Annotated in this window: 20 protein-coding genes; 7 read left to right on the top strand and 13 right to left on the bottom strand. The window is 71.9% G+C overall.

Features of this window, described 5'->3' with window-relative positions; genetic code table 11:
• Positions 1–2: 2 nt before the first annotated feature.
• The gene (locus ACFU97_RS35685; protein WP_384264839.1) at positions 3–2,342 is read right to left on the bottom strand and encodes an FHA domain-containing protein; all 2,340 of its coding nucleotides are present in this window, start codon (positions 2,340–2,342) and stop codon (positions 3–5) included.
• Between the two features lie 72 nt (positions 2,343–2,414).
• Positions 2,415–2,825 carry a hypothetical protein gene (locus ACFU97_RS35680; RefSeq protein WP_384264838.1) on the bottom strand — a complete coding sequence of 137 codons (411 nt, stop codon included), beginning with the start codon at positions 2,823–2,825 and terminating at the stop codon, positions 2,415–2,417.
• 344 nt (positions 2,826–3,169) lie between these two features.
• Between ACFU97_RS35680 and ACFU97_RS35675 the strand changes: the two genes are divergently transcribed.
• Entirely contained in the window at positions 3,170–3,550 is a 381-nt protein-coding gene (locus ACFU97_RS35675; RefSeq protein ID WP_384264837.1) for a nuclear transport factor 2 family protein, read from the top strand.
• A 71-nt stretch (positions 3,551–3,621) separates the two neighbouring features.
• Positions 3,622–3,909 carry a DUF1905 domain-containing protein gene (locus ACFU97_RS35670; RefSeq protein WP_384264836.1) on the top strand — a complete coding sequence of 96 codons (288 nt, stop codon included), beginning with the start codon at positions 3,622–3,624 and terminating at the stop codon, positions 3,907–3,909.
• Here the strand turns inward: ACFU97_RS35670 and ACFU97_RS35665 are convergent.
• Entirely contained in the window at positions 3,899–4,825 is a 927-nt protein-coding gene (locus tag ACFU97_RS35665; protein WP_384264834.1) for an AraC family transcriptional regulator, read from the bottom strand. The genes ACFU97_RS35670 and ACFU97_RS35665 overlap by 11 nt on opposite strands.
• A gap of 102 nt (positions 4,826–4,927) precedes the next feature.
• Between ACFU97_RS35665 and ACFU97_RS35660 the strand changes: the two genes are divergently transcribed.
• The gene (locus ACFU97_RS35660) at positions 4,928–5,914 is read left to right on the top strand and encodes an oxidoreductase (RefSeq protein WP_384264833.1); all 987 of its coding nucleotides are present in this window, start codon (positions 4,928–4,930) and stop codon (positions 5,912–5,914) included.
• A gap of 147 nt (positions 5,915–6,061) precedes the next feature.
• On the opposite strand, the gene mgrA is transcribed toward ACFU97_RS35660, so the two are convergent.
• Complete coding sequence (gene mgrA / locus ACFU97_RS35655; protein ID WP_384264832.1) at positions 6,062–7,054, bottom strand: L-glyceraldehyde 3-phosphate reductase; 993 nt, start codon at positions 7,052–7,054, stop codon at positions 6,062–6,064.
• Between the two features lie 137 nt (positions 7,055–7,191).
• Between mgrA and ACFU97_RS35650 the strand changes: the two genes are divergently transcribed.
• Both ACFU97_RS35650 and ACFU97_RS35645 read left to right on the top strand, forming a co-directional pair.
• Entirely contained in the window at positions 7,192–8,085 is an 894-nt protein-coding gene (locus ACFU97_RS35650; protein ID WP_384264831.1) for a LysR substrate-binding domain-containing protein, read from the top strand.
• Positions 8,086–8,102: 17 nt separating this feature from the next.
• The gene (locus ACFU97_RS35645; protein WP_384264829.1) at positions 8,103–8,618 is read left to right on the top strand and encodes a DUF664 domain-containing protein; all 516 of its coding nucleotides are present in this window, start codon (positions 8,103–8,105) and stop codon (positions 8,616–8,618) included.
• On the opposite strand, the gene ACFU97_RS35640 is transcribed toward ACFU97_RS35645, so the two are convergent.
• Both ACFU97_RS35640 and ACFU97_RS35635 read right to left on the bottom strand, forming a co-directional pair.
• Entirely contained in the window at positions 8,600–9,670 is a 1,071-nt protein-coding gene (locus ACFU97_RS35640) for an adenosine deaminase (RefSeq protein ID WP_384264828.1), read from the bottom strand. The genes ACFU97_RS35645 and ACFU97_RS35640 overlap by 19 nt on opposite strands.
• A gap of 90 nt (positions 9,671–9,760) precedes the next feature.
• Positions 9,761–10,147 (bottom strand): VOC family protein, encoded by a 387-nt coding sequence (locus ACFU97_RS35635; protein ID WP_384264826.1) that lies wholly within the window; start codon positions 10,145–10,147, stop codon positions 9,761–9,763.
• Between the two features lie 151 nt (positions 10,148–10,298).
• Here ACFU97_RS35635 and ACFU97_RS35630 point away from each other — a divergent pair, with 151 nt between their 5' ends.
• Positions 10,299–10,757 (top strand): pyridoxamine 5'-phosphate oxidase family protein, encoded by a 459-nt coding sequence (locus tag ACFU97_RS35630; protein WP_384264825.1) that lies wholly within the window; start codon positions 10,299–10,301, stop codon positions 10,755–10,757.
• A 471-nt stretch (positions 10,758–11,228) separates the two neighbouring features.
• Here ACFU97_RS35630 and ACFU97_RS35625 read toward each other — a convergent pair whose 3' ends face one another.
• Entirely contained in the window at positions 11,229–12,254 is a 1,026-nt protein-coding gene (locus ACFU97_RS35625) for an alcohol dehydrogenase (protein ID WP_384264823.1), read from the bottom strand.
• 145 nt (positions 12,255–12,399) lie between these two features.
• Between ACFU97_RS35625 and ACFU97_RS35620 the strand changes: the two genes are divergently transcribed.
• A complete protein-coding gene (locus tag ACFU97_RS35620; protein WP_384264822.1) occupies positions 12,400–13,206 on the top strand; it encodes an MBL fold metallo-hydrolase in 807 nt (268 codons plus the stop codon).
• Between the two features lie 78 nt (positions 13,207–13,284).
• Here ACFU97_RS35620 and ACFU97_RS35615 read toward each other — a convergent pair whose 3' ends face one another.
• From ACFU97_RS35615 to ACFU97_RS35590, 6 genes are all read right to left on the bottom strand, one after another.
• Entirely contained in the window at positions 13,285–14,190 is a 906-nt protein-coding gene (locus ACFU97_RS35615) for an aldo/keto reductase (RefSeq protein WP_384264820.1), read from the bottom strand.
• A gap of 40 nt (positions 14,191–14,230) precedes the next feature.
• Entirely contained in the window at positions 14,231–15,595 is a 1,365-nt protein-coding gene (locus ACFU97_RS35610; protein ID WP_384264819.1) for a phospholipase, read from the bottom strand.
• A 65-nt stretch (positions 15,596–15,660) separates the two neighbouring features.
• The gene (locus tag ACFU97_RS35605; RefSeq protein WP_384264818.1) at positions 15,661–16,371 is read right to left on the bottom strand and encodes a chitinase; all 711 of its coding nucleotides are present in this window, start codon (positions 16,369–16,371) and stop codon (positions 15,661–15,663) included.
• 159 nt (positions 16,372–16,530) lie between these two features.
• Positions 16,531–17,172: an SRPBCC family protein gene (locus ACFU97_RS35600; protein WP_384264816.1), complete on the bottom strand. Its 642-nt coding sequence runs from the start codon at positions 17,170–17,172 to the stop codon at positions 16,531–16,533.
• Complete coding sequence (locus ACFU97_RS35595) at positions 17,169–17,531, bottom strand: ArsR/SmtB family transcription factor (protein WP_384264815.1); 363 nt, start codon at positions 17,529–17,531, stop codon at positions 17,169–17,171. Before ACFU97_RS35595 ends, ACFU97_RS35600 begins: the two co-directional genes overlap by 4 nt.
• 69 nt (positions 17,532–17,600) lie before the next feature.
• The gene (locus ACFU97_RS35590) at positions 17,601–18,977 is read right to left on the bottom strand and encodes an aldehyde dehydrogenase family protein (protein ID WP_384264813.1); all 1,377 of its coding nucleotides are present in this window, start codon (positions 18,975–18,977) and stop codon (positions 17,601–17,603) included.
• Between the last annotated feature and the right edge of the window lie 72 nt (positions 18,978–19,049).

Here is a 19,049-nt window from a genome sequence, read left to right as displayed (position 1 = left end):
GCCTACTTCCGCATCACGACGGGTTCGTGCCGGCGCAGCAGCCGGGACACCAGGAACCCGAAGAGCGCCGAGAGCACCACCAGCATGGCGATGTTCAGCAGCCACACCCCGGCCGAGTGCCGGAACAGCGGGTCGCCGGTCAGGTCGCCCGGCACGATACGTGCCAGGCCGACGGTGCCCGCCATCGCGCCGAGCGCCCAGCGCGAGGGCACGAGCCACGACAGCTGCTCCAGACCCGGTACGCCGTGCAGCTTCAGCAGGGCGCCGCAGAAGACGACTTGGACGATGGCCAGCAGCACGAGCAGCGGCATCGTCACCTCTTCCTTGCGCACCAGCGCGGAGACGAGCAGCCCGAGCATCATCGCCGTGAAGGCCAGCAGGGCCACGGCGACGGTGATTTCGACCAGGGGCGGCATCAACACACCCTTGCCGCCGGGTGCGTTGAGATCGACGCCCAGGAGGGCGACCAGGGTGAGCACCACGGCCTGGAGGACGGTGATCGTGCCCAGGACGACGACCTTCGACATCAGGTACGCCGATCTGGACAGGCCGACGGCGCGTTCGCGCTGGTAGATGGTGCGTTCCTTGACGAGCTCGCGCACGGCGTTGGCCGCGCCGGTGAGGACTCCGCCGACGCACAGGATGAGCAGGGCGTTCATCGCGGTCGCCTGGGTGAGTCTGCTGCCGGCCAGGGCGCGGGCCATGGCGCCCATCACGAACGGCAGCGCGATCATGATGACGAGGAAGGTGCGGTCGGCGCCGAGCGCGGCGGTGTAGCGCCGCACCAGCGTGCCGAGTTGGGCGCCGCGGCTGCGCGGCCGGGGCGGCGGGGTGGGGGCGACCGGGGCGGAGTCGGGCACGCGGGGCTGCGCCGTCGCGTCGGCGACGTAGCGCCGGTGGGCCTGCGAGTGGCGGAAGTCGCCCGCCCAGTCGCGGTCGCGGTCCCGTTCGAAGGACTCAAAGGCCTCCGGCCAGTGCTCGAAGCCGAAGAAGGCGAGCGCTTCGTCGGGCGGGCCGTAGTAGGCGATGGTGCCGCCCGGTGCGAGGACGAGGAGCCGGTCGCACACGTCGAGGCTCAGGACGCTGTGGGTGACCACGACGACGGTACGGCCGTCGTCGGCGAGGCCGCGCAGCATGTGCATCACCGAGCGGTCCATGCCGGGGTCGAGGCCCGAGGTCGGCTCGTCGAGGAAGAGCAGCGAGGGCTTGGTCAGCAGCTCCAGGGCCACGCTGACCCTTTTGCGCTGACCGCCGGAGAGGCTGTGCACCGGCTGGCCGGCCCGCTGCTCCAGGCCCAGTTCGCGGATGACCTCCTCGACCCGGGCCCGGCGCTCGGCCTTCGCGGTGTCCTGCGGGAAGCGCAGTTCGGCGGCGTAGGACAGGGCGCTGCGGACGGTGAGCTGGGAGTGCAGGATGTCGTCCTGCGGGACGAGGCCGATGCGCTGGCGCAGCTCGGCGTAGTCGCGGTAGAGGTCGCGGCCGTCGTAGAGGACCGTGCCGTGGTCCGCGGGCCGCTGGCCGGTGAGCGCGTTCAGCAGGGTGGACTTGCCGGCGCCGCTCGGTCCGACGACCGCGAGCAGGCACTTCTCCCCCACCGGGAACGACACGTGGTCGAGCAGGGTCTTGCGGCCGCGGTCGACGGCGACCGCGAGGTCCTGCACGTCGAGGGAGACCTCGCCGGTGTCGACGTACTCCTGCAGCTGGTCGCCGACGAGGCAGAACGCCGAGTGGCCGATGCCGACGATGTCGCCGGGGCCCATGGGCGCGGCGGTGACGGGCGAGCCGTTGAGGTACGTGCCGTTGTGGCTGCCCAGGTCGGCGATCTCGTACGTCCCGTCGGGCAGGGCGCGCAGTTCGGCGTGCCGGCGCGAGACGATCAGGTCGTCGATGACGAGGTCGTTGTCGGCGGAGCGGCCGATGCGGACGGTGCGGGAGGGCAGCGGGCGGACGGTGGTGGGCCGGCGGTAGGTGGCGGTCAGGCCGGGCATGGAGACCGCCGAGGGGCGCTCCGGGAGTGCGACCGGTGGACTGGTCAGCACGGCGCACGGGCCGTCGGCGGGGTTGCCGAAGCGGATCACACTGCCGGGACCCACGCCCCGGGCGTGGATGCGCCGGCCGTCGGCGAAGGTGCCGTTGGTGCTGTTCTCGTCCTCGATGGTCCAGTGGTCGGCGTCGGGGCGCAGCACCGCGTGGTGCCACGAGACCCGGACGTCGTCGATGACTATGTCGCTGAGGGGATCACGCCCGACGTGGTAGTCGCGGGCCGGGCTCATCACGGTGGAGCCCGCCTCGGTCTCCAGGACGAGTTCGGGCGCAGTCGGCGCGACGGGCCGCTCTGCCATGAGCAGGATTCTACCGATTCGCCCCCATGTGCGCCCGGCGCGGCGGACGGCCCCGGTCGACGGCCCCGGCGGTCAGCCGACCGGCAGGACGAGTGCCGGGATGGTGCGCTGCATCCGGAGGGCGTCCACGGACTCGGCCAGCAGTTCGTACTCGGTGGTGTCGTCGTTCGTGGCGATCCGCACCAGCCGCCCGGCGGCCAACTGCTCGGCCACCAGCTCCTGTTGGTCGTCGTCACCGCACCACCACCGCAGCACGGCCGGCACGTCGGGCACGGTGCCGGCGACGGGGACGAGCGCGCCGGGCGGGAAGTGCTCCGCCTCGGGCCGGGGGTCGAGGCGGTCGGCGATCCAGTTCGCGCGGTCGCGCAGCCACCACAGGGCGAGGGCGAGGGTGGGGGCCCGGTAGGACCCGAGCGGCACGCCGATGCGCTGTCCTCCGCAGGTGCCGTACGCCGTCACGTGGCATAAGAACTCGTCGTGCACGTCCGCTCCCCCGTTGCTCGTTCGACTGCCGGCCGTCCTCGCTTTCGGTGCGACTCATGTGCAGTTTTCGCGCGATCATGTGCGGTGAGTGATCGCGGCTTCGCTCGCCGTGAAGTCCCTTGACTGTTGAGTATGTTCACCCCTGAAACAGAGTCACCACGACTTTCCGGCCACTCTCCTGGCATATTCACAGGGGCAGTTGGCCGAAATCCTGCGCGCGCCTCCATTACCCGAGGGGTAATCGACGCCGCACCCCGCCGCGGGCAAGGTTGCGGTACCGGGTCGCCGGAGCGCGCATCCGGATCCTGACCAGCAACGACCGTCTCGATGGAGGCCGATCCGCCATGTCCGTGCACACCGATCGTTACGAGAACGCCGTCGCCCGTTACTTCGAGGCCTGGAACGCCGCCGAGCCCGAGGAGCTGAGGAAGGCGGTGGCCGCCGCCTGGGCAGAGGACGGCAGCTACACCGACCCGCTCGCCGACGTCGCCGGGCACGAGCAGATCGCCGCGGTGATCGCCGCGGCCCACGAGCAGTTCCCCGGTTTCGTCTTCCGGCCGGGCGGTGCCGTCGACGGCCACCACGACACGGCGCGCTTCTCCTGGGAGCTGGTCGCCGAGGACGGATCGGCGCCCGTGGCGGGCTTCGACGTGGTCACCGTCGGCGAGGACGGCCGCATCAGGACCGTGCTCGGCTTTCTCGACCGGGTGCCGACCGGCGCCTGAGCCGTGCGATGAGTTTCGCCGCCCGCGGTGGTCTTCCCCTTACCCGACCACCGCGAGCGGAGGAGCCCACCATGACCACGACCGCCCACCTCGACGTGGAGTTCACGGCCGTCCTGACCAAGAGCCCGAACGAGGGCGGCTGGACCTATCTCGTCTGGCCGCGGAGCGTCGCGTTCTTCGGCACCCGCGGCCTGGTCAAGGTCCGCGGCACGATCGACGGGCACCCCTTCCGCGGCTCCTTCATGGCCCTCGGGGACGGCACGCACAAGCTGCCGGTCAAGGCCGACCTGCGCAACGCCATCGGCAAGGACGAGGGCGACACGGTGACCGTGCGCCTGGAGGAGCGCCTCAACCCCTAGGGCCTGTGGCGGCCTCGCGGTAGCGCCGGGGCGCGACGCCGACCGCCCGCTTGAAGGCGTTGCTGAAGGCGCTCTCCGAGGTGTAGCCGACGGAGCGGGCGAGCGTCGCGACGGGGACGGACTCCTGGCGCAGGGCGCGGGCGGCCAGGCTCATGCGCCAGTCGAGCAGGTACGTCAGCGGCGGCACCCCGGCCGCCTCCTTGAACCGTACGGCGAAGGTGGTGCGGGACATCGCGGCGGCCCGGGCCAGCTCCTCCAGCTGCCAGGGGTGCCCGGGGTCGCCGTGCATCAGGCACAGGGCCGGGGCCAGCCGCTCGTCGGCCAGGGCGCGCAGCCAGCCGGACGGCAGTCCCTCCGACTCGGCCAGGCAGACCCTCAGGACCTGGACGAACATCAGCTGCGCGAGCTGGTCCGCGGCGAACTCCCCGCCGGCCCTCTGCGTGCGCACCTCGTCGGCCAGCCGCCCGGTCAGCCAGCGCAGCACCGGCGCCTCGGCCGCGTCGGCACCCACGTGGATCAGCTCGGGCAGCGCCCGGCGCAGCAGTTCACCGCTGTCCCGGCTGAGGTCGATGTGCCCGGAGAGGCAGACGACATCCTCGCCCTCGCCCAGCTGCGCCATCCCCGTCACGGCGTCGACGGTGACCTCGCGGGAGCTCAGTGGCTCGACGCCGGCCTCGCTGCACAGCACGTACGGCTGCCGTCCGTCGGAGACGACCACGTCGCCCTCGGACAGCCTCAGCTGCTCCCCGCCGTCCTCGCGGACGAGCAGACAGCCGCCCCGGAGCACGGCGTTGACCTTGAGCCGGTCCCGCCCGTACAGCCGGATCGCCCACGCGCCGCCGGCCGTGAAGCCGCCGGAGAACACGCTGCGGGCATCGGCGACGGCCAGGGCGTCGGAGAGAGGGTCTGCGGACATGCCCGAACTATCACGCAAGTAATGCGGATTCTCAAGCATTCATCGTACGGAAACAGCGACCTACGGTGGCATGGACGGCCCCACCCAGAGGAGTGACACACCATGACCACCGCACAGCAGCCCCTGCCTTCCGGATTCGGCGCCGCGGCCACCGCCGAGGAGGTGATCAAGGGCGCCGACCTGACCGGGAAGGTCGCGATCGTGACCGGCGGCTACTCCGGCATCGGTCTGGAGACGGCTCGCGTCCTGCGCTCCGCCGGCGCCGAGGTCGTCGTGCCGGCACGCGACGAGAAGCGGGCGCGGGCCGCGCTCAAGGACGTGACCGGGGCCGAGGTCGCGCATCTGGACCTGCTGGACCCGGCCTCGATCGACGCGTTCGCGGAGAACTTCCTGGCCTCCGGGCGTCCGCTGCACCTCCTGGTCGGCAGCGCCGGGGTGATGGCGACCCCGCTGACCCGGGACGCGCGCGGCTACGAGGCGCAGTTCGCGACCAACCACCTGGGCCACTTCCAGCTGGTGAAGCGCCTGTGGCCGGCACTGGTCGCGGCCGGCGGCGCCCGGGTCGTGTCCGTGTCGTCGCGGGGCATCCGCTTCGCCGGCGTCGACTTCGACGACCTGCACTTCGAGCACCGGCCCTACGAGCCGTTCGTCGCCTACGGCCAGTCGAAGACGGCCAACGCGCTCTTCGCCGTGGAGCTGGACCGGCGCGGACGGGGCGAGGGCGTGCGGGCCTTCGCCGTGCACCCGGGCACCATCATCGACACCGGCCTCGCCAGGCACCTGCCGGCGGAGACGCTGCGCGCGGCCGGTGCCGTGGACGCCGAGGGCCGACCCGTTCTCGACGCGTCCCGCCAGCTGAAGACCGTGCCGCAGGGGGCGGCCACCGGCGTCTGGTGCGCGACGAGCCCCCAGCTGGCCGGGCTGGGCGGGGTCTACTGCGAGAACAGCGACATCAGCCCGCTGGTGACCCCCGAGGACGAGGCCGCGTGGCGGGCCGGCGCCGAGATCCCCGGCGTCCTGCCCTACGCCGTGGACCCGGCGGCGGCGGCCCGCCTCTGGGACGTCAGCGAGCGGCTGATCGGCGCCTAGGGCCCGCCTTTCGGATCAGCTCCGCGGCGCGGGCCCTGGCAGGCGCATCTGACCCCTCCCGGGTCCGCTCCACATCCCAGCGCCTCCCAGCCGAGCCGATCCGAAGACGGGCCCTGGGCGTCGGACCCGGAGAACGGCGGCGGACGGTCACGGCCTGATGATCGCGTCGATCCGCGCCAGCTCCTCGGCGTCGAAGTCCAGGTTGCGGGTGGCCGCGACGCTGTCCTCGATCTGCTGCGCGCTGCTCGCGCCGACCAGCGCGGAGGTCACCCGGCCGCCGCGCAGCACCCAGGCCAGGGCCAGCTGCGCCAGGGTCTGGCCGCGGCCCTTGGCGATCTCGTCGAGCGAGCGCAGCCGGCCGACCAGCTCCTCGGTCACCGCGTCCGAGTTCAGGAACGGGCTGTCGCTCGCCGCCCGCGAGCCCTCCGGGATTCCGTCCAGGTAGCGGGCGGTGAGCAGGCCCTGCTCCAGCGGGGAGAAGACGATGGAGCCGACCTGGAGTTCGTCCAGGGCGTCCAGCAGGCCCTCGTCCTCGGGACGGCGGTCGAGCATCGAGTAGCGCGGCTGGTGGATCAGCAGCGGGGTGCCGAGCTCGCCGAGGATGCGGGCGGCCTCGCGGGTCTGCTCCGCCGAGTAGTTGGAGATGCCCACGTAGAGCGCCTTGCCCTGCTGCACCGCCGAGTGCAGGGCGCCCATCGTCTCCTCCAGCGGAGTCTCCGGGTCGGGGCGGTGCGAGTAGAAGATGTCGACGTGGTCCAGGCCCATCCGGTTCAGGCTCTGGTCCAGCGAGGACAGCAGGTACTTGCGGGAGCCGAACTCGCCGTACGGGCCGGGCCACATCAGGTAGCCGGCCTTGGTGGAGATGATCAGCTCGTCGCGGTGGGCGGTGAAGTCCGCCTTGAGCGCCTCGCCGAGGGCGGACTCGGCGCTGCCGGGCGGCGGGCCGTAGTTGTTGGCCAGGTCGAAGTGGGTGACGCCGAGGTCGAAGGCCCGGCGCAGGATCGCCCGCTGGGTCTCCACCGGGCGGTCGGGCCCGAAGTTGTGCCACAGGCCGAGCGAGATCGCGGGGAGCTTCAGGCCACTGCGTCCGGTGCGCCGGTAGGGCATGTCCGCGTAGCGGTCGGGGTGTGCGGTGTACAACGCGACTCCAGAGGGGTTGGCACACGGATAACCGGTTCCTGGGAAATAACCAGAACCCGCCACCCACTCTGTCGCGACCTGCGGCCAGTGGTCCAACAGGAGAATGCGATGGAACTCAGCGGCTAGGCTTCTCAATCATGGAACTCCGCCATCTCCAGCACTTCGTCGCGGTCGCCGAGGACCAGCACTTCACCCGGGCCGCGGAACGGCTGATGGTGTCCCAGTCGGGCCTGTCGGCCTCGATCCGGGCGCTGGAGCGCGAGTTGCAGACCCCCCTGTTCGTCCGCACCACCCGCCGGGTCACGCTGACCGAGGCCGGGCGGGCGCTGCTGAGCGAGGCCGAGCGGATCCTGGCGCAGGTGCGCTCCGCGCACGAGGCGGTCGCCGCCGTGCAGGGCGTGCTGCGCGGCACGCTCTCGCTGGGCACCGAGCAGTGCATCGCGGGGGTGCACGTGGCGGGGCTGCTCGCCGCGTTCCGCCGCCGCCACCCGGATGTGGAGATACGGCTGCGGCAGGCGGGCTCCGGCGAACTGGGCGAGGAGGTCGCGGCCGGACGCCTGGACCTGGCCTTCGCCTATCGCACCCAGGCGGACACCGACCAGCTGCGCTCGGTGTCCCTGACCGGCGAGCCGATGACCGTGCTGTGCCACCCCTCCCACCCGCTGGCGACCGGCGGCGCGGCGGTCACGCCCGACGACCTGGGAAGGGAGGTGTTCGTCGACTTCCACCCCGACTGGGGACCGCGCCGCACCACGGACGCGGCCTTCACCGCGGCGGGCGTACGGCGCACGGTCGCGCTGGAGGTCAATGACGTGCACAGCCTGCTGGACCTGGTGGACGAGAACCTCGGCATCGCCGTCGTGCCGCGGCACTTCCGGCACAAGCGCGAGGCGCTGACCGCCCTGCCCGTGAAGGGCACCGGCGAGACGGTCTACGAGACCGTGGCCCTGCTGCCGCCCCCGCAGGCGACCAGCCCGGCGGCGCGGGCGCTGATGGCCCTTCTGGAACAGGGCACGCACGAGGAGCCGTAATGCGCGATGGTGGAGGCATGCATGCCAAGGACATCCTCATCGACGCGTACGGCCGCATCCAGGAAGAAGTCCACGCCGCCGTCGGCGGACTGGGTCCGGACGTCCTCAACGCCCGGCCCTCCCACGACGCCAACTCCGTCAGCTGGCTGGTCTGGCACCTCACCCGGGTCCAGGACGACCACATCGCCCACGCCTTCGGGCTCGACCAGGTGTGGCTCACGCAGGACTGGGAGAAGCGCTTCGGCCTCGACCTGCCGCGCCACGACACCGGCTACGGGCACAGCTCCACCAAGGTCGCCAAGGTGCGGGTCGACTCCGGCGACCTGCTGACCGGTTACTACGACGCCGTGCACGAGCAGACCCTCGGCGCCCTGCGGGGGCTCGCCGCCGCGGATCTGGAGCGCGTCGTCGACGAGCGCTGGGATCCGCCGGTCACCCTGGGCGTCCGGCTGACCAGCGTCCTGTCCGACGATCTCCAGCACGTCGGACAGGCCGCCTACGTACGCGGGCTGGTTCAGAGCACGGCCGCGTAGCCCGGCAGGACGACGTCATCCAGGAGGGCCTCGCGCTCGTCGAACGGGAGGAACGCGCTCTTGACGGCGTTCACCGTGACGGTGCGCAGGTCCTCCACCGTCCAGCCGGCCTGCTCCACCAGCAGGGACATCTCACGGGTCATGGTGGTGCCCGAGACGAGACGGTTGTCGGTGTTGAGGGTGACCCGGAATCCGAGGTCCTTCAGCTCCGTGATCGGGTGGCCGGCGATCGAGGTCGCCGCGCCCGTCTGGAGGTTGGAGGTCGGGCACATCTCCAGGGCGACCCGGCGGTCGCGCACCCAGGCCGCGAGCCGCCCGAGCTTGCCGTCGACGATGTCCTCGGTGATGCGCACGCCGTGGCCGATGCGCTGGGCCCCGCACACCTGAAGGGCCTGGTGGATGCTGGGCAGCCCGTACGCCTCGCCGGCGTGGATGGTGAACGGCACGCTCTCGTCACGCAGGTGCTGGAAGGCGTCCAGGTGGTCGGCGGCCGGGAAGCCGTTCTCGGCGCCGGCGATGTCGAAGCCGACGACGCCCGCGTCACGGAAGGCGACGGCCAGGTCGGCCGTCTCCCGCGTGCGGTCGAACATCCGCATCCCGCACAGCAGGGTGCCGACGCGGACGGGCGTGCCCGCGGCCGACGCCTTCGCCATGCCCGCCGCGAGACCCTCCTGTACGGCCTCGACTACCTCGGGCAGAGTCAGGCCGCCCTTGACCATCAGCTCGGGCGCGTAGCGCACCTCGCCGTAGACCACGCCGTCCGCGGCCAGGTCGAGCACGTACTCCTCGGCGGTGCGCAGCAGTCCCTCGCGGGTCTGCATCACGGCGAGCGTGTGCTCGAAGGTGCCTATGTAGCGCACCAGGTCGCCGGAGCCGGCCGCCTCGACGTACCAGGCGGCCAGCTCGTCCGGATCCGTCGTCGGCAGGGTGTGGCCGACGGCGGCCGCGAGCTCCACCAGGGTCGCGGGGCGCAGGCCGCCGTCGAGGTGGTCGTGCAGGACGGCCTTGGGGAGGCGGCGGATCACATCGGCGTCTACGCGCGTAGCATTCATGGTGTGGTCTTTCGTCGGACGGGGTGGTTCGAACCAATGGGAGGGAGCGGGCGGTGGTGCGGCTGCCGCAGCCGCAGCCGCAGCGGACAGTCAGCCGGCGGGCTGGAGCAGGTCCCAGCGGTTGCCGTACAGGTCCTGGAAGACGGCGACCGAGCCGTAGGGCTCGTGGCGCGGCTCCTCGAGGAAGGTCACGCCCGCGGCGAGCATCCGGGCGTGGTCGCGGGCGAAGTCGTCGGTGTGCAGGAAGAACCCGACGCGCCCGCCGGTCTGGTCGCCGACCCGCGCGCTCTGCTCGTCGCCCTTGGCGCGGGCGAGCAGCAGCGCGGTGCCCTGGTCGCCCGGCGCGACGACGACCCAGCGGGACCCGTCGGGGCGGGCGGCGTCCTCGACCAGCCGGAAGCCGAGGGCTTCGGTGTAGAAGCCGATCGCCTCGTCGTAGTCGTCGACGACGAGGGTGACCAGGGCGACGTGTCTCATCGGGGCCTTCCGGGGGGAGCGATTGACGGGAGAGGTTATACGTAAAACCTGCGGGACGCCAGTCGTCTCCCGGACCTAGGACCCGCGTACGAGCCGGAGCGGGACCCGGGGCCGACGCGCGGCCCCGCGGCGAGCGGCTAGCGTCCCGGGCATGAAGATCGACACCTCACCTCGGGAGCCGCGGCGGCGCAGGCAGGACGTCCTGCGGCGGCTGGACAAGGAGATCGACATCTGGGTGGCCTCGGCGGACGCGGACGGGCTGCCGTGCCTGGTCCCGCTCTGGTTCGTGTGGCACGAGGAGGCCGTGTGGCTGGCGACCCGGACCACGAACCCGACCGGCCGCAACCTGCGCGACGGCGGCCGGGCGCGGCTGGCGCTCGGGGACACCCGGGACGTGGTGCTCGTCGACGGGGACGTCGAGAGTTACGCCCTGCCCGACGTACCGGCCGCGGCGGCCGAGGCGTTCCTCACCAAGACCGGCTGGGATCCCCGCCGGGACAGCCCGTCCTACGCCTTCTTCCGGGTCCGCCCACGCGCGGTACAGGCGTGGCACGAGCAGCGCGAGTTGCCTCAGCGGCACCTGATGAAGGACGGGGTGTGGATGGGGTGAGGGCGCACCGGCGGAGACACCCGCGCCCCGGCCCACGGGTACTTCCGGGTACGGCCGCGCGCGGTGCGCGGTAGGCACAGGCGGCGCGGGCTGGCCGGGCGGCGGCTGATGAAGGACGGCGCATGGGCGACTTGAGGGGGCCGCACGGGGTGCACGGCTGGCACGGGCGGCGCGAGCTGGTCGGGTGGCGGCTGGTGAGGGGCGGTCGCCGGCTGACGTGATGCGGCCGCGCGCGGGGACGCCCGTTGCCCGTCCCACGCCGGCATCCGGGAACGCCCGCGTGCGGTGCATGCCTGACACGGGCAGCGCGAAGTGCGCCCGCGGCCTCTGACGAAGGACGGTACCGGGGTGGCGTGAGGGGGCCGCGGCCCGTCCTGCACCATCTTCCGGATGCGGCCGCGCGCGGTGCGCGGTTGGCGCGAGCCGGCCGGATGGTCGCCGGCCGGCGTGAGAGGGGCGTGTGCGGGGCCGTCAGTTGTTGGTGAGGACCATGCGGAAGCGGGCCGCGCCGGAGAGCATCTTGCGGTAGGCCGCGTCGGTCTGGTCCAGCGGCACCGTCTCCGTCATGGGCCGGATGCCGTGCAGCGCGCTGAAGTCCATGGTGTCCTGCACGTCCTGCGCCGTGCCCGACGGGTGGCCGCGCAGGATCCGGCCGCTCATCAGCAGCTGGTTGGGGTTGACCCCCAGCGGCTGCGCGTCCGCCCCGATGACGACGAGCTCACCACGGGGTGTCATGCCGTCGACGGTGGCGGTGATGGCCTCGGAGTTGCTGGCCGTGGCGATGACCACCTTTGCGCCGCCGAGGGACTGCAGCGCCTCCGCGACCGGCGTGCCTGCGGTGCTGTCGACGTAGTGGTGGGCGCCGAGCTGCTTGGCGAAGTCCGCCTTGTCCGCTCCGCGGGCGATCCCGACGGTCTCGAAGCCCATGGCGGCCGCGTACTGCACGCCCAGGTGGCCCAGTCCGCCGAGACCGAGGACGGCGACCAGGTCGCCGGGCCGGGCGGAACTGCGCCGCAGCCCGTTGAAGACGGTGACGCCCGCGCAGGCCATGGGCCCCGCGTCGGTCGCCGAGAGGGCGTCGGGGATACGGGCGAGCGCGTCGACCGGCGCGATCATCGACTCCGCGTAGCCGCCGTCGTAGGCCCAACCGGGCACCTTCAGGTTGGCACAGACGATGAAGTCGCCCTGCCGGCACTGCCTGCAGTGGCCGCAGCTGCCGCCGAACCAGCCGACGGCCACCCGGTCGCCCACCTGCCAGCCCATGTCGCCCGCGCCGTCGCCGAGTTCCTCGATCCGGCCGGCGTTCTCGTGCCCGGGCACCACCGGGAAGCGGACCCCGGGCACCACGCCGTTCACGAAGATGGTGTCGCTGTGGCAGATCCCGCACGCGTCGACGGCGATCCGCACATGGCGCGGACCGGGCCGGGGTACTTCACGCTCGGTGATCTGGAAGGGTTCGCCCGCTGCGGCGACCTGCGCGACTCGATAGGTACTCATCTGCCTTCTCCCGGAAAGATAGCGAGATGCTCCTCATCCAGCAGAACAGTTCCGGACCTGCCGCGCGCGCCGAACGGCACAACCCGGCCGCACGGCCGGCCCGCGTACGGCTTGCCCAGCCCCAACTCACCAGCGAGGTGCGGTCATGACGGACACGATCAGCCCTGAACGCCGGCCCTGCGCCGTCTCGGTGCTCGGCGGGCCCACCACCGTCCTCGACGTCGGCGGGCTCCGCCTGGTGTGCGATCCGACCTTCGACGACGCCGGGAACCACGGCTATCTGACGAAGACCGCCGGTCCCGCGGCGACGGAGACCGACGTCGGGGACGTCGACGCGGTACTGGTCAGCCACGACCTGCACCCCGACAACCTCGACACCCGCGGCCGGGTGTTCGCCCTGAACGCGCCGCTGCTGGTCACCGGGCCGGTGACGGCGCAGCGGCTGGGGGGTCCGGCGCACGGGCTCCCGGCGTGGGAGACCACCCGGATCGACCGTCCCGGCGGCGGGGTCCTGGAGGTGTGCGCCGTGCCGGCCCAGCACGGCCCGGACGACGGGGACCGCGACCAGGACGGCCACGTCAACTGCGAGGTGACCGGTTTCGTGCTGAGCGGCGACGGCCTGCCGACCGTGTACGTCAGCGGCGACAACGCCTCCGTCGGCATCGTCGCCGAGATCTCCCGCCGGATGCCGCGGATCGACGTCGCCGTCCTGTTCGTCGGCGCGGCGCGGGTGCAGGCCAAGGAGCGCGGTCGTCCGCTGACCCTGACGGCGCAGCGGGCGAGCGCGGCCGCCTCCGTGCTGCGCGCGCCCATCGTGGTGCCGGCCCACTGCGACAGCTGGGCTCACTTCAGCGAGGACCTGGCCGACGTCCGGCACGCCTTCGACGAGGCCGGGCTGGCCCCGTGCCTGCGGACGGCCGAGAACGGGCGGTGGATCGACCTGCCGTTCTGACCGCCGGCGCGTGAAGGATCCTCGGACCCCTGTAGACTTCTCAGGCCTCTGAAGGGGCCTCAGCCCTGTGAAGAGGCCTCAGTCCTCCGCCCGGTGCAGTCCGTCCAGGCGGCGCAGCTCCTGGTCCGTCAGCCGCAGCGCACCGGCCGCGACGTTCTCGGCGAGGTGGTCGGGGTTGCCGGTGCCCGGGATGGCGAGGACGTGCGGGCCGCGGTGGAGGGTCCAGGCGATGCGGACCTGGGTGGGGCTCGCGTCGTGGGCGCGGGCGACCGCGCGCACCGCCTCGTCGTGGTCGTCGGTGGCCGCCTGCGGCCCGCGGGTACCGGCGACGGCGAAGAAGGGGACGAAGGCGATGCCCTGTTCGCCGCAGAGGCGCAGGACTTCCTCGGTGGCGGGGGTGCGGGAGTCCAGGCCGTAGCGGTTCTCCACGGACACCACGGGCGCGATCGCCTGGGCCTCGGCGAGGTGGCGGGGCTCGACGTCGGAGAGGCCGAGGTGCCTGACCAGGCCGGCCTCGCGCAGGTCGGCCAGCGCGCCGAAGTGCTCGGCCACGGACTCCTGGCGCATACGGCGCAGATAGACCAGGTCGAGGTGGTCCCGGCCGAGCTGGCGCAGGTTCTCCTCGACATGTCCGCGCAGCTGGTCGGGCCGGGCCGAGGTGCCCCACTCGCCGTGGTAGTCGCGGTAGGGGCCGACCTTGGTCGCGATGAGGAGGTCGTCCGGGTACGGAGCCAGGGCGCTGTTGATGAGTTCGTTGGCCGACCGCGTCTGCGAGAAGTAGAAGGCGGCGGTGTCGATGTGGTTCACGCCGAGCTCGATCGCCCTGCGCAGCACGGCGATCGAGCGGTGCCGGTCGCTCGGGGTGCCGAGGTGGAAGGCGGCGGTGCCCGTCAGCCGCATCGCTCCGAAGCCGACGCGGCCGACGGTGAAGTCGCCCAGTCTCCAGGTGCCCGCGGCGTCCGCGGTGATCGTTTCGGTGGTCATCGGCGGAGTCTCGCACACGTGCCGGCCTCCGCCGCGCGGGTTACGGGTAGGTGTAGGTGTTCAGGCTGTTCACGGCGGCGGCCGGGTCGCCGAGGTCGTAGCGGTCCACGGCGAGGAAGTTGGGCTTCTTGCGGGCGGCCGGCTGGCAGAACCGCCGGGCGCGGTCGGCGAGTTTGGTGTTGTCGGTCTGCGCCGTGGCGGGGATGGTGACGTCACGGAAGTGGTTCATGACGAACAGCGGGCGGAAGCCGGATTCGGTGCGGGTGAGCGGAATGTTGGTGTTCGCGTCGTACCAGCGGCTGTAGCAGGACCAGTCGGAGGAACCGATGCCCGAGCCCATGGACCAGTAGTTCTCGACGGTCCACTCGCGCTGGTACATGACGCCGAAACTGTCCCGGGTCAGTCCCGCCGACTCGTCGGCGGAGCGGCTGTGGTCGGTGAAGATCAGCAGGCGCTGGTCGGCGCCGATCAGGTCGGCCAGCTTCGGCCAGCCGTTGTGCCGTACGCCGGTCCGGTCGGGGCGGTAGAGGACGTCCTGCAGGCCGTTCACGCGGGCGAGTTCGGAGCGCAGGACGCCCGGGTCGACGTAGTCCTCGAGGAAGACGGTGACGAACTGGTCGGGGTGCGCCTTGAGGAAGTCGACCATGCGCTGGAGGTCGACCCACAGGGCGACGGGCCTGCTGACCAGCGTGCAGCTGTTGTGGCAGAGGATCGCGCCGTCCGGGGTCTGATGGAGGTCCAGCATGAACCCCCTCACCCCGTCGGCGAGTTGCTGGTCGATGCCGCGGGTCTGGTTGGGGACGAGGTTGACGAACGGCGGGGCGAAGCCGCCGTCGACGCCGTTGGCGTAGGCGTTGTGCGCGGTGAGGAACGTGACCTGGTCCAGGGTGCGTTGGTCCTGGGAGGGCATGGGGTTCGTCGTCGGCGCGACGGGCGTCAGATACCAGGCGGCCAGGTCGCTGGACGGGCCGATCGTGAGCTGGGCCGGGTAGTTGGCGCCGGAGGACTTGTCGGCCACGGTCAGGTAGCGCTCGGCGCCGGGGACCTTCAGCGTGTACCGGTCGGCGCCGGAGGAGCCGAACTCCCAGGCGGCGTCGGGGCCGGTGCAGGCGACGGTGCGGGCCTGGTCGCCGGCGCGACCGAGGCAGCTGCCCGGTGCGTCGGTGCTCTCCAGGACGTACGAGGATCCACCGGCCGTGAGTCTCCACTGCTGGTGGTCCTCGTCGCCCTTGGGTCTGTGCTGCTCGACGGCGCCCGCGTTGTCGGCCGCGTCGAGTCCGGTCGTGGCGCTCTGCAGGTGGTAGGCGCCCGGCGCCGGTACGGCCGCGGTGGCGTCGGCCGGGGGGACGACGACCGCGGCGGCGAGCGCCGCGGTCGTGGCGAGCAGGACGTGGGGGGTGCGCATGGTGATGCCCTTCCGAGTGCGGTCGGAACGATCAGGTGCATGACACCATGACGCAGAAAGCGGCGTCAGCAGTAGAGGTTGTCGCCCGCGGGGACGCCGAGGATCTGGGCGAACCGCTGGTAGGCGTCGACCCGGCTCTGCACCTGTGCCGGGTTCTTGCCGTCGCACTCCAGCGAGCCGTTGATGCTACGGATCGTCTGCCCGAAGCCGGCGCTGTTGACCATGGCGTTGTGCGGGGTCATGGTGCCGGGGCCGGACTGGGTGTTCCAGTACCACAGGCCCGTCTTCCAGGCCACGGACGCGTTGTTCTCCACCTGGTAGGGGTTGTTGAGCAGGTCGATGCCCAACGCGTCGCCCGCCGCCTTGTAGTTGAAGTTCCACGACAGCTGGATCGGGCCGCGGCCGTAGTAGGCGGCCTGCCCGGCGGGACAGCCGTAGGGCTGGCTCGCGTCGCAGTAGTGCGGGTAGTTGGAGGTGTTCTGCTCGACGACGTACACCAGGCCGCCGGTCTCGTGGTTGACGTTGGCGAGGAAGGCGGCGGCCTCCTGCTTCTTCACCGTGTCGCTGCCGGTGTTGGCGAAGCCGGGGTACGCGCTCAGCGCGTCGGTCAGACCGCTGTAGGTGTAGAAGGAATTCCTGTTCGGGAACATCTGGTTGAACTGCGACTCGCTCACGACGAAGCCGGCGGCCGAGGCCGTGGGGGCCGGCAGGAGCGCCAGGGTGGCGCCACCGAGGGCGAGCGTGGAGAGGACTGCGGCGATACGACGCCTCAACACGGATCAACTCCTTTACGGAGCACGGCCGCACCCGGCAAGGGGCGCGGCCGTGGTGGGGGGTGTGAAGCCACACTCAACCGTGTTGGTCTGTACCAGTCAAGGGTGTAGACCAGTCAATCGCTCTTCCCGATCCGAAAGCTGCACAGAGACCGATCCGGGTCAGCCGGCGTCACCGGGCGCCGTGTAGGCGGCGGTGGTGCGGTCGGCCGACTCGCGTGCCGTCTTCTCGTCCTCGCCGCCCGCGACGTTCGCCGCGTACCAGGCCTCGCTGCTGTCCGTCATGAACCGGCGGCCTTCGTCCGAGCCCATCCAGGCCATGAACTTCTTCGCGTCGACGGCGGCGCCGCCACTGGCGAGATGCAGGGACAGCCCCCTGGTCATCAGGTCCCAGCCGACCCCGACCGCTCCGGGGCCGAACTCCGCCCACTTGGTGTCGTCGACGTGGGCGATGTGGTCCAGCTCGAAGCGCGTGCCACCCTCCTCGGCGGTCAGCCGGAGCTCGATCCAGCTGACCTCGCCGCCGTACTCCCAGGTCGCGGTGAAGCCCCTGGGCGGGTCGCAGCTCTCGACCACTCCCCCGGCGTTGCCCTCCAGCTGGTAGCGCCCGCCGAGCCGCAGCTCGCCCGAGACCGGCAGCAGCCAGCGCGGGATGCGCTCGGGGTTGGTACAGGCGTCCCACACGTCGTCGAGCGGGGCGTCGTAGGACCTGCTCACGGTCACCACGCGCGCCTCGCCGACCTTGAAGGCGCGCCTGCCGACCTGCCGGCGTACGTCGTTGATGTCGTGGGTCACGTCGGTCATGGGGTCCTCCTCGGGGGGTCGTCCGCGCCGCCGAGCCGGCGTGCGCGTCTGCCGCGGGCCAACTCGGTGGCCAGCGCGTCCAGATGCGGGGTCCACAAGCGGCGGAAGCGGTCGAGCCAGGCGTCGATGTCCTGCAGCGGCTCGGCGTTGACGGCGTAGAGCCGCCGGGTTCCTTCGGGGCGTACGGTCGCGAATCCGTTCTCGCGCAGCACCTTGAGGTGTTGCGACACCCCGGGCTGCGAGATCCCGAACTCCTCGCCAATGACGTCGCAGACCGCACCGGAGGTCATCTCCCCGTCGGCCAGCAGCTCCAGGATCCGCCGGCGCACCGGATCACCGAGCACATCGAATGCCTGCATGCGACCCAATGTATCAGTTGTCACTTATATAAGTGGCAGCCGACACCGCGACCGGGGCAAGGGGCAGATTCAGCGCAGCGGCTTCTCCAGGACAGCCTTGCGGTGGCTGAACGTCTCGATCGAGTAGCGGCCGTGGTAGCTGCCCATGCCGCTCTCCCCCACTCCGCCGAACGGCAGGTCGGAGACGGTGAGGTGGGCCAGCGGCAGGCCGTTGCCCAGGCCGCCCGAGGAGGTCTCGGCGGCGATCCGGGCGCGGGTCTCGCCGGACTCGGAGAAGACGTAGAGCGCGAGAGGCTTGTCGCGGTCGCCAATGAAGTCGATGGCGGCGTCCACGTCGGCCACGGTGACCACCGGCAGGATCGGACCGAAGATCTCCTCCTGCATCACGGGCGACCCGGGGTCGACGTCGGCGAGGACGGTCGGCGCGATGTACTTGGCCGTACGGTCGCTGCCGCCGCCGACGACCACGCGGCCCGAGCCGAGCAGTCCGGACAGCCGGTCGAAGTGCCGCTCGTTGACGATCCGGCCGTACTCGCCGGAGGCCGACGGGTCGGTGCCGAACAGAGCCTCGACGGCGCGGGCGAGCGCGGGTTCGAGGGCGGCGGCCGTCTCCGGGTCGGTCAGGACGTAGTCGGGGGCGACACAGGTCTGGCCCGCGTTGAGGAACTTGCCGCGCACCAGCCGGCCCGCGACGACGTCGAGATCGGTGTCGCGGTCGACGAACGCCGGCGACTTGCCGCCCAGTTCGAGGGTGACCGGGGTGAGGTGCTCGGCCGCGGCGCGCATGACGACACGGCCGACGGTGCCGTTGCCGGTGTAGAAGATGTGGTCGAACCGCTCCGCCAGCAGGGCCGTGGTCTCCGGGATGCCGCCCTCGACGACGGCGACGGCGTCGGTGTCGAGGTAGGCCGGGAGCAGGCGGGCGAGCGCGGCGGAAGTGGCGGGGGCCAGCTCGCTGGGCTTGGCGACGACCGCGTCGCCCGCGGCGAGGGCGCCCACCAGCGGGGCGAGCAGGAGCTGCGCCGGATAGTTCCAGGGCGCGATGACGAGGACGACGCCGAGCGGGTCGTACTGGGTCCAGGCAATGGCGTCGGCACCGAGGTGGGCCGGTACCGGTGCGGGTTCCGGGCGCAGCCAGCCCTCGAGGTGGTCGAGGGTGTGGTCGATCTCGCGGACCGTGAAGTCGATCTCCGTGCGCCGGGCCTCGGCGGCGCTCTTGCCCAGGTCCGCGTGGAGGGCCGCGGCCAGCTCGGGGCCGTTCTCGGTGAGCATCTCGCGCAGCCGGCGCAACTGGCCGGTGCGCCAGGCGACGGGCTTGGTGCGGCCGGTGCGGAAGGTGGCGCGCAGCCGGGCCACGACGTCGGCGGGCTGCTCGGGGGCGGGGTGGTTCACGGTGCCTCGCGATGGGGTGTCGAACGGCGGGAAGCTGTCAGGTGTATTTACCAACCTTTCATACACCAAAATAAATTCCCGGTGCGCGCCACCTCTGCGTCAGACGCGCAACCCGCGATGCATCGG

This window comes from Streptomyces sp. NPDC057616, assembly GCF_042800575.1.
Lineage (GTDB): Bacteria > Actinomycetota > Actinomycetes > Streptomycetales > Streptomycetaceae > Streptomyces.
The sequence above is the reverse complement of the archived record's forward strand: the minus strand, read 5'-3'. Positions and strand labels throughout refer to the sequence as shown.

Bases quoted from the DNA above. Each gene is read 5' to 3' on its own strand.
- ACFU97_RS35630 (WP_384264825.1), top strand. From the start codon at position 10,299: ATGAAGATCGACACCTCACCTCGGGAGCCGCGGCGGCGCAGGCAGGAC.
- ACFU97_RS35675 (WP_384264837.1), top strand. From the start codon at position 3,170: ATGTCCGTGCACACCGATCGTTACGAGAACGCCGTCGCCCGTTACTTC.
- ACFU97_RS35640 (WP_384264828.1), bottom strand. From the start codon at position 9,670: ATGAATGCTACGCGCGTAGACGCCGATGTGATCCGCCGCCTCCCCAAG.
- ACFU97_RS35670 (WP_384264836.1), top strand. From the start codon at position 3,622: ATGACCACGACCGCCCACCTCGACGTGGAGTTCACGGCCGTCCTGACC.
- ACFU97_RS35620 (WP_384264822.1), top strand. From the start codon at position 12,400: ATGACGGACACGATCAGCCCTGAACGCCGGCCCTGCGCCGTCTCGGTG.
- ACFU97_RS35665 (WP_384264834.1), bottom strand. From the start codon at position 4,825: ATGTCCGCAGACCCTCTCTCCGACGCCCTGGCCGTCGCCGATGCCCGC.
- ACFU97_RS35595 (WP_384264815.1), bottom strand. From the start codon at position 17,531: ATGCAGGCATTCGATGTGCTCGGTGATCCGGTGCGCCGGCGGATCCTG.
- ACFU97_RS35685 (WP_384264839.1), bottom strand. From the start codon at position 2,342: ATGGCAGAGCGGCCCGTCGCGCCGACTGCGCCCGAACTCGTCCTGGAG.
- ACFU97_RS35660 (WP_384264833.1), top strand. From the start codon at position 4,928: ATGACCACCGCACAGCAGCCCCTGCCTTCCGGATTCGGCGCCGCGGCC.
- ACFU97_RS35635 (WP_384264826.1), bottom strand. From the start codon at position 10,147: ATGAGACACGTCGCCCTGGTCACCCTCGTCGTCGACGACTACGACGAG.
- ACFU97_RS35645 (WP_384264829.1), top strand. From the start codon at position 8,103: ATGCATGCCAAGGACATCCTCATCGACGCGTACGGCCGCATCCAGGAA.
- ACFU97_RS35610 (WP_384264819.1), bottom strand. From the start codon at position 15,595: ATGCGCACCCCCCACGTCCTGCTCGCCACGACCGCGGCGCTCGCCGCC.
- ACFU97_RS35600 (WP_384264816.1), bottom strand. From the start codon at position 17,172: ATGACCGACGTGACCCACGACATCAACGACGTACGCCGGCAGGTCGGC.
- ACFU97_RS35625 (WP_384264823.1), bottom strand. From the start codon at position 12,254: ATGAGTACCTATCGAGTCGCGCAGGTCGCCGCAGCGGGCGAACCCTTC.
- ACFU97_RS35650 (WP_384264831.1), top strand. From the start codon at position 7,192: ATGGAACTCCGCCATCTCCAGCACTTCGTCGCGGTCGCCGAGGACCAG.
- ACFU97_RS35615 (WP_384264820.1), bottom strand. From the start codon at position 14,190: ATGACCACCGAAACGATCACCGCGGACGCCGCGGGCACCTGGAGACTG.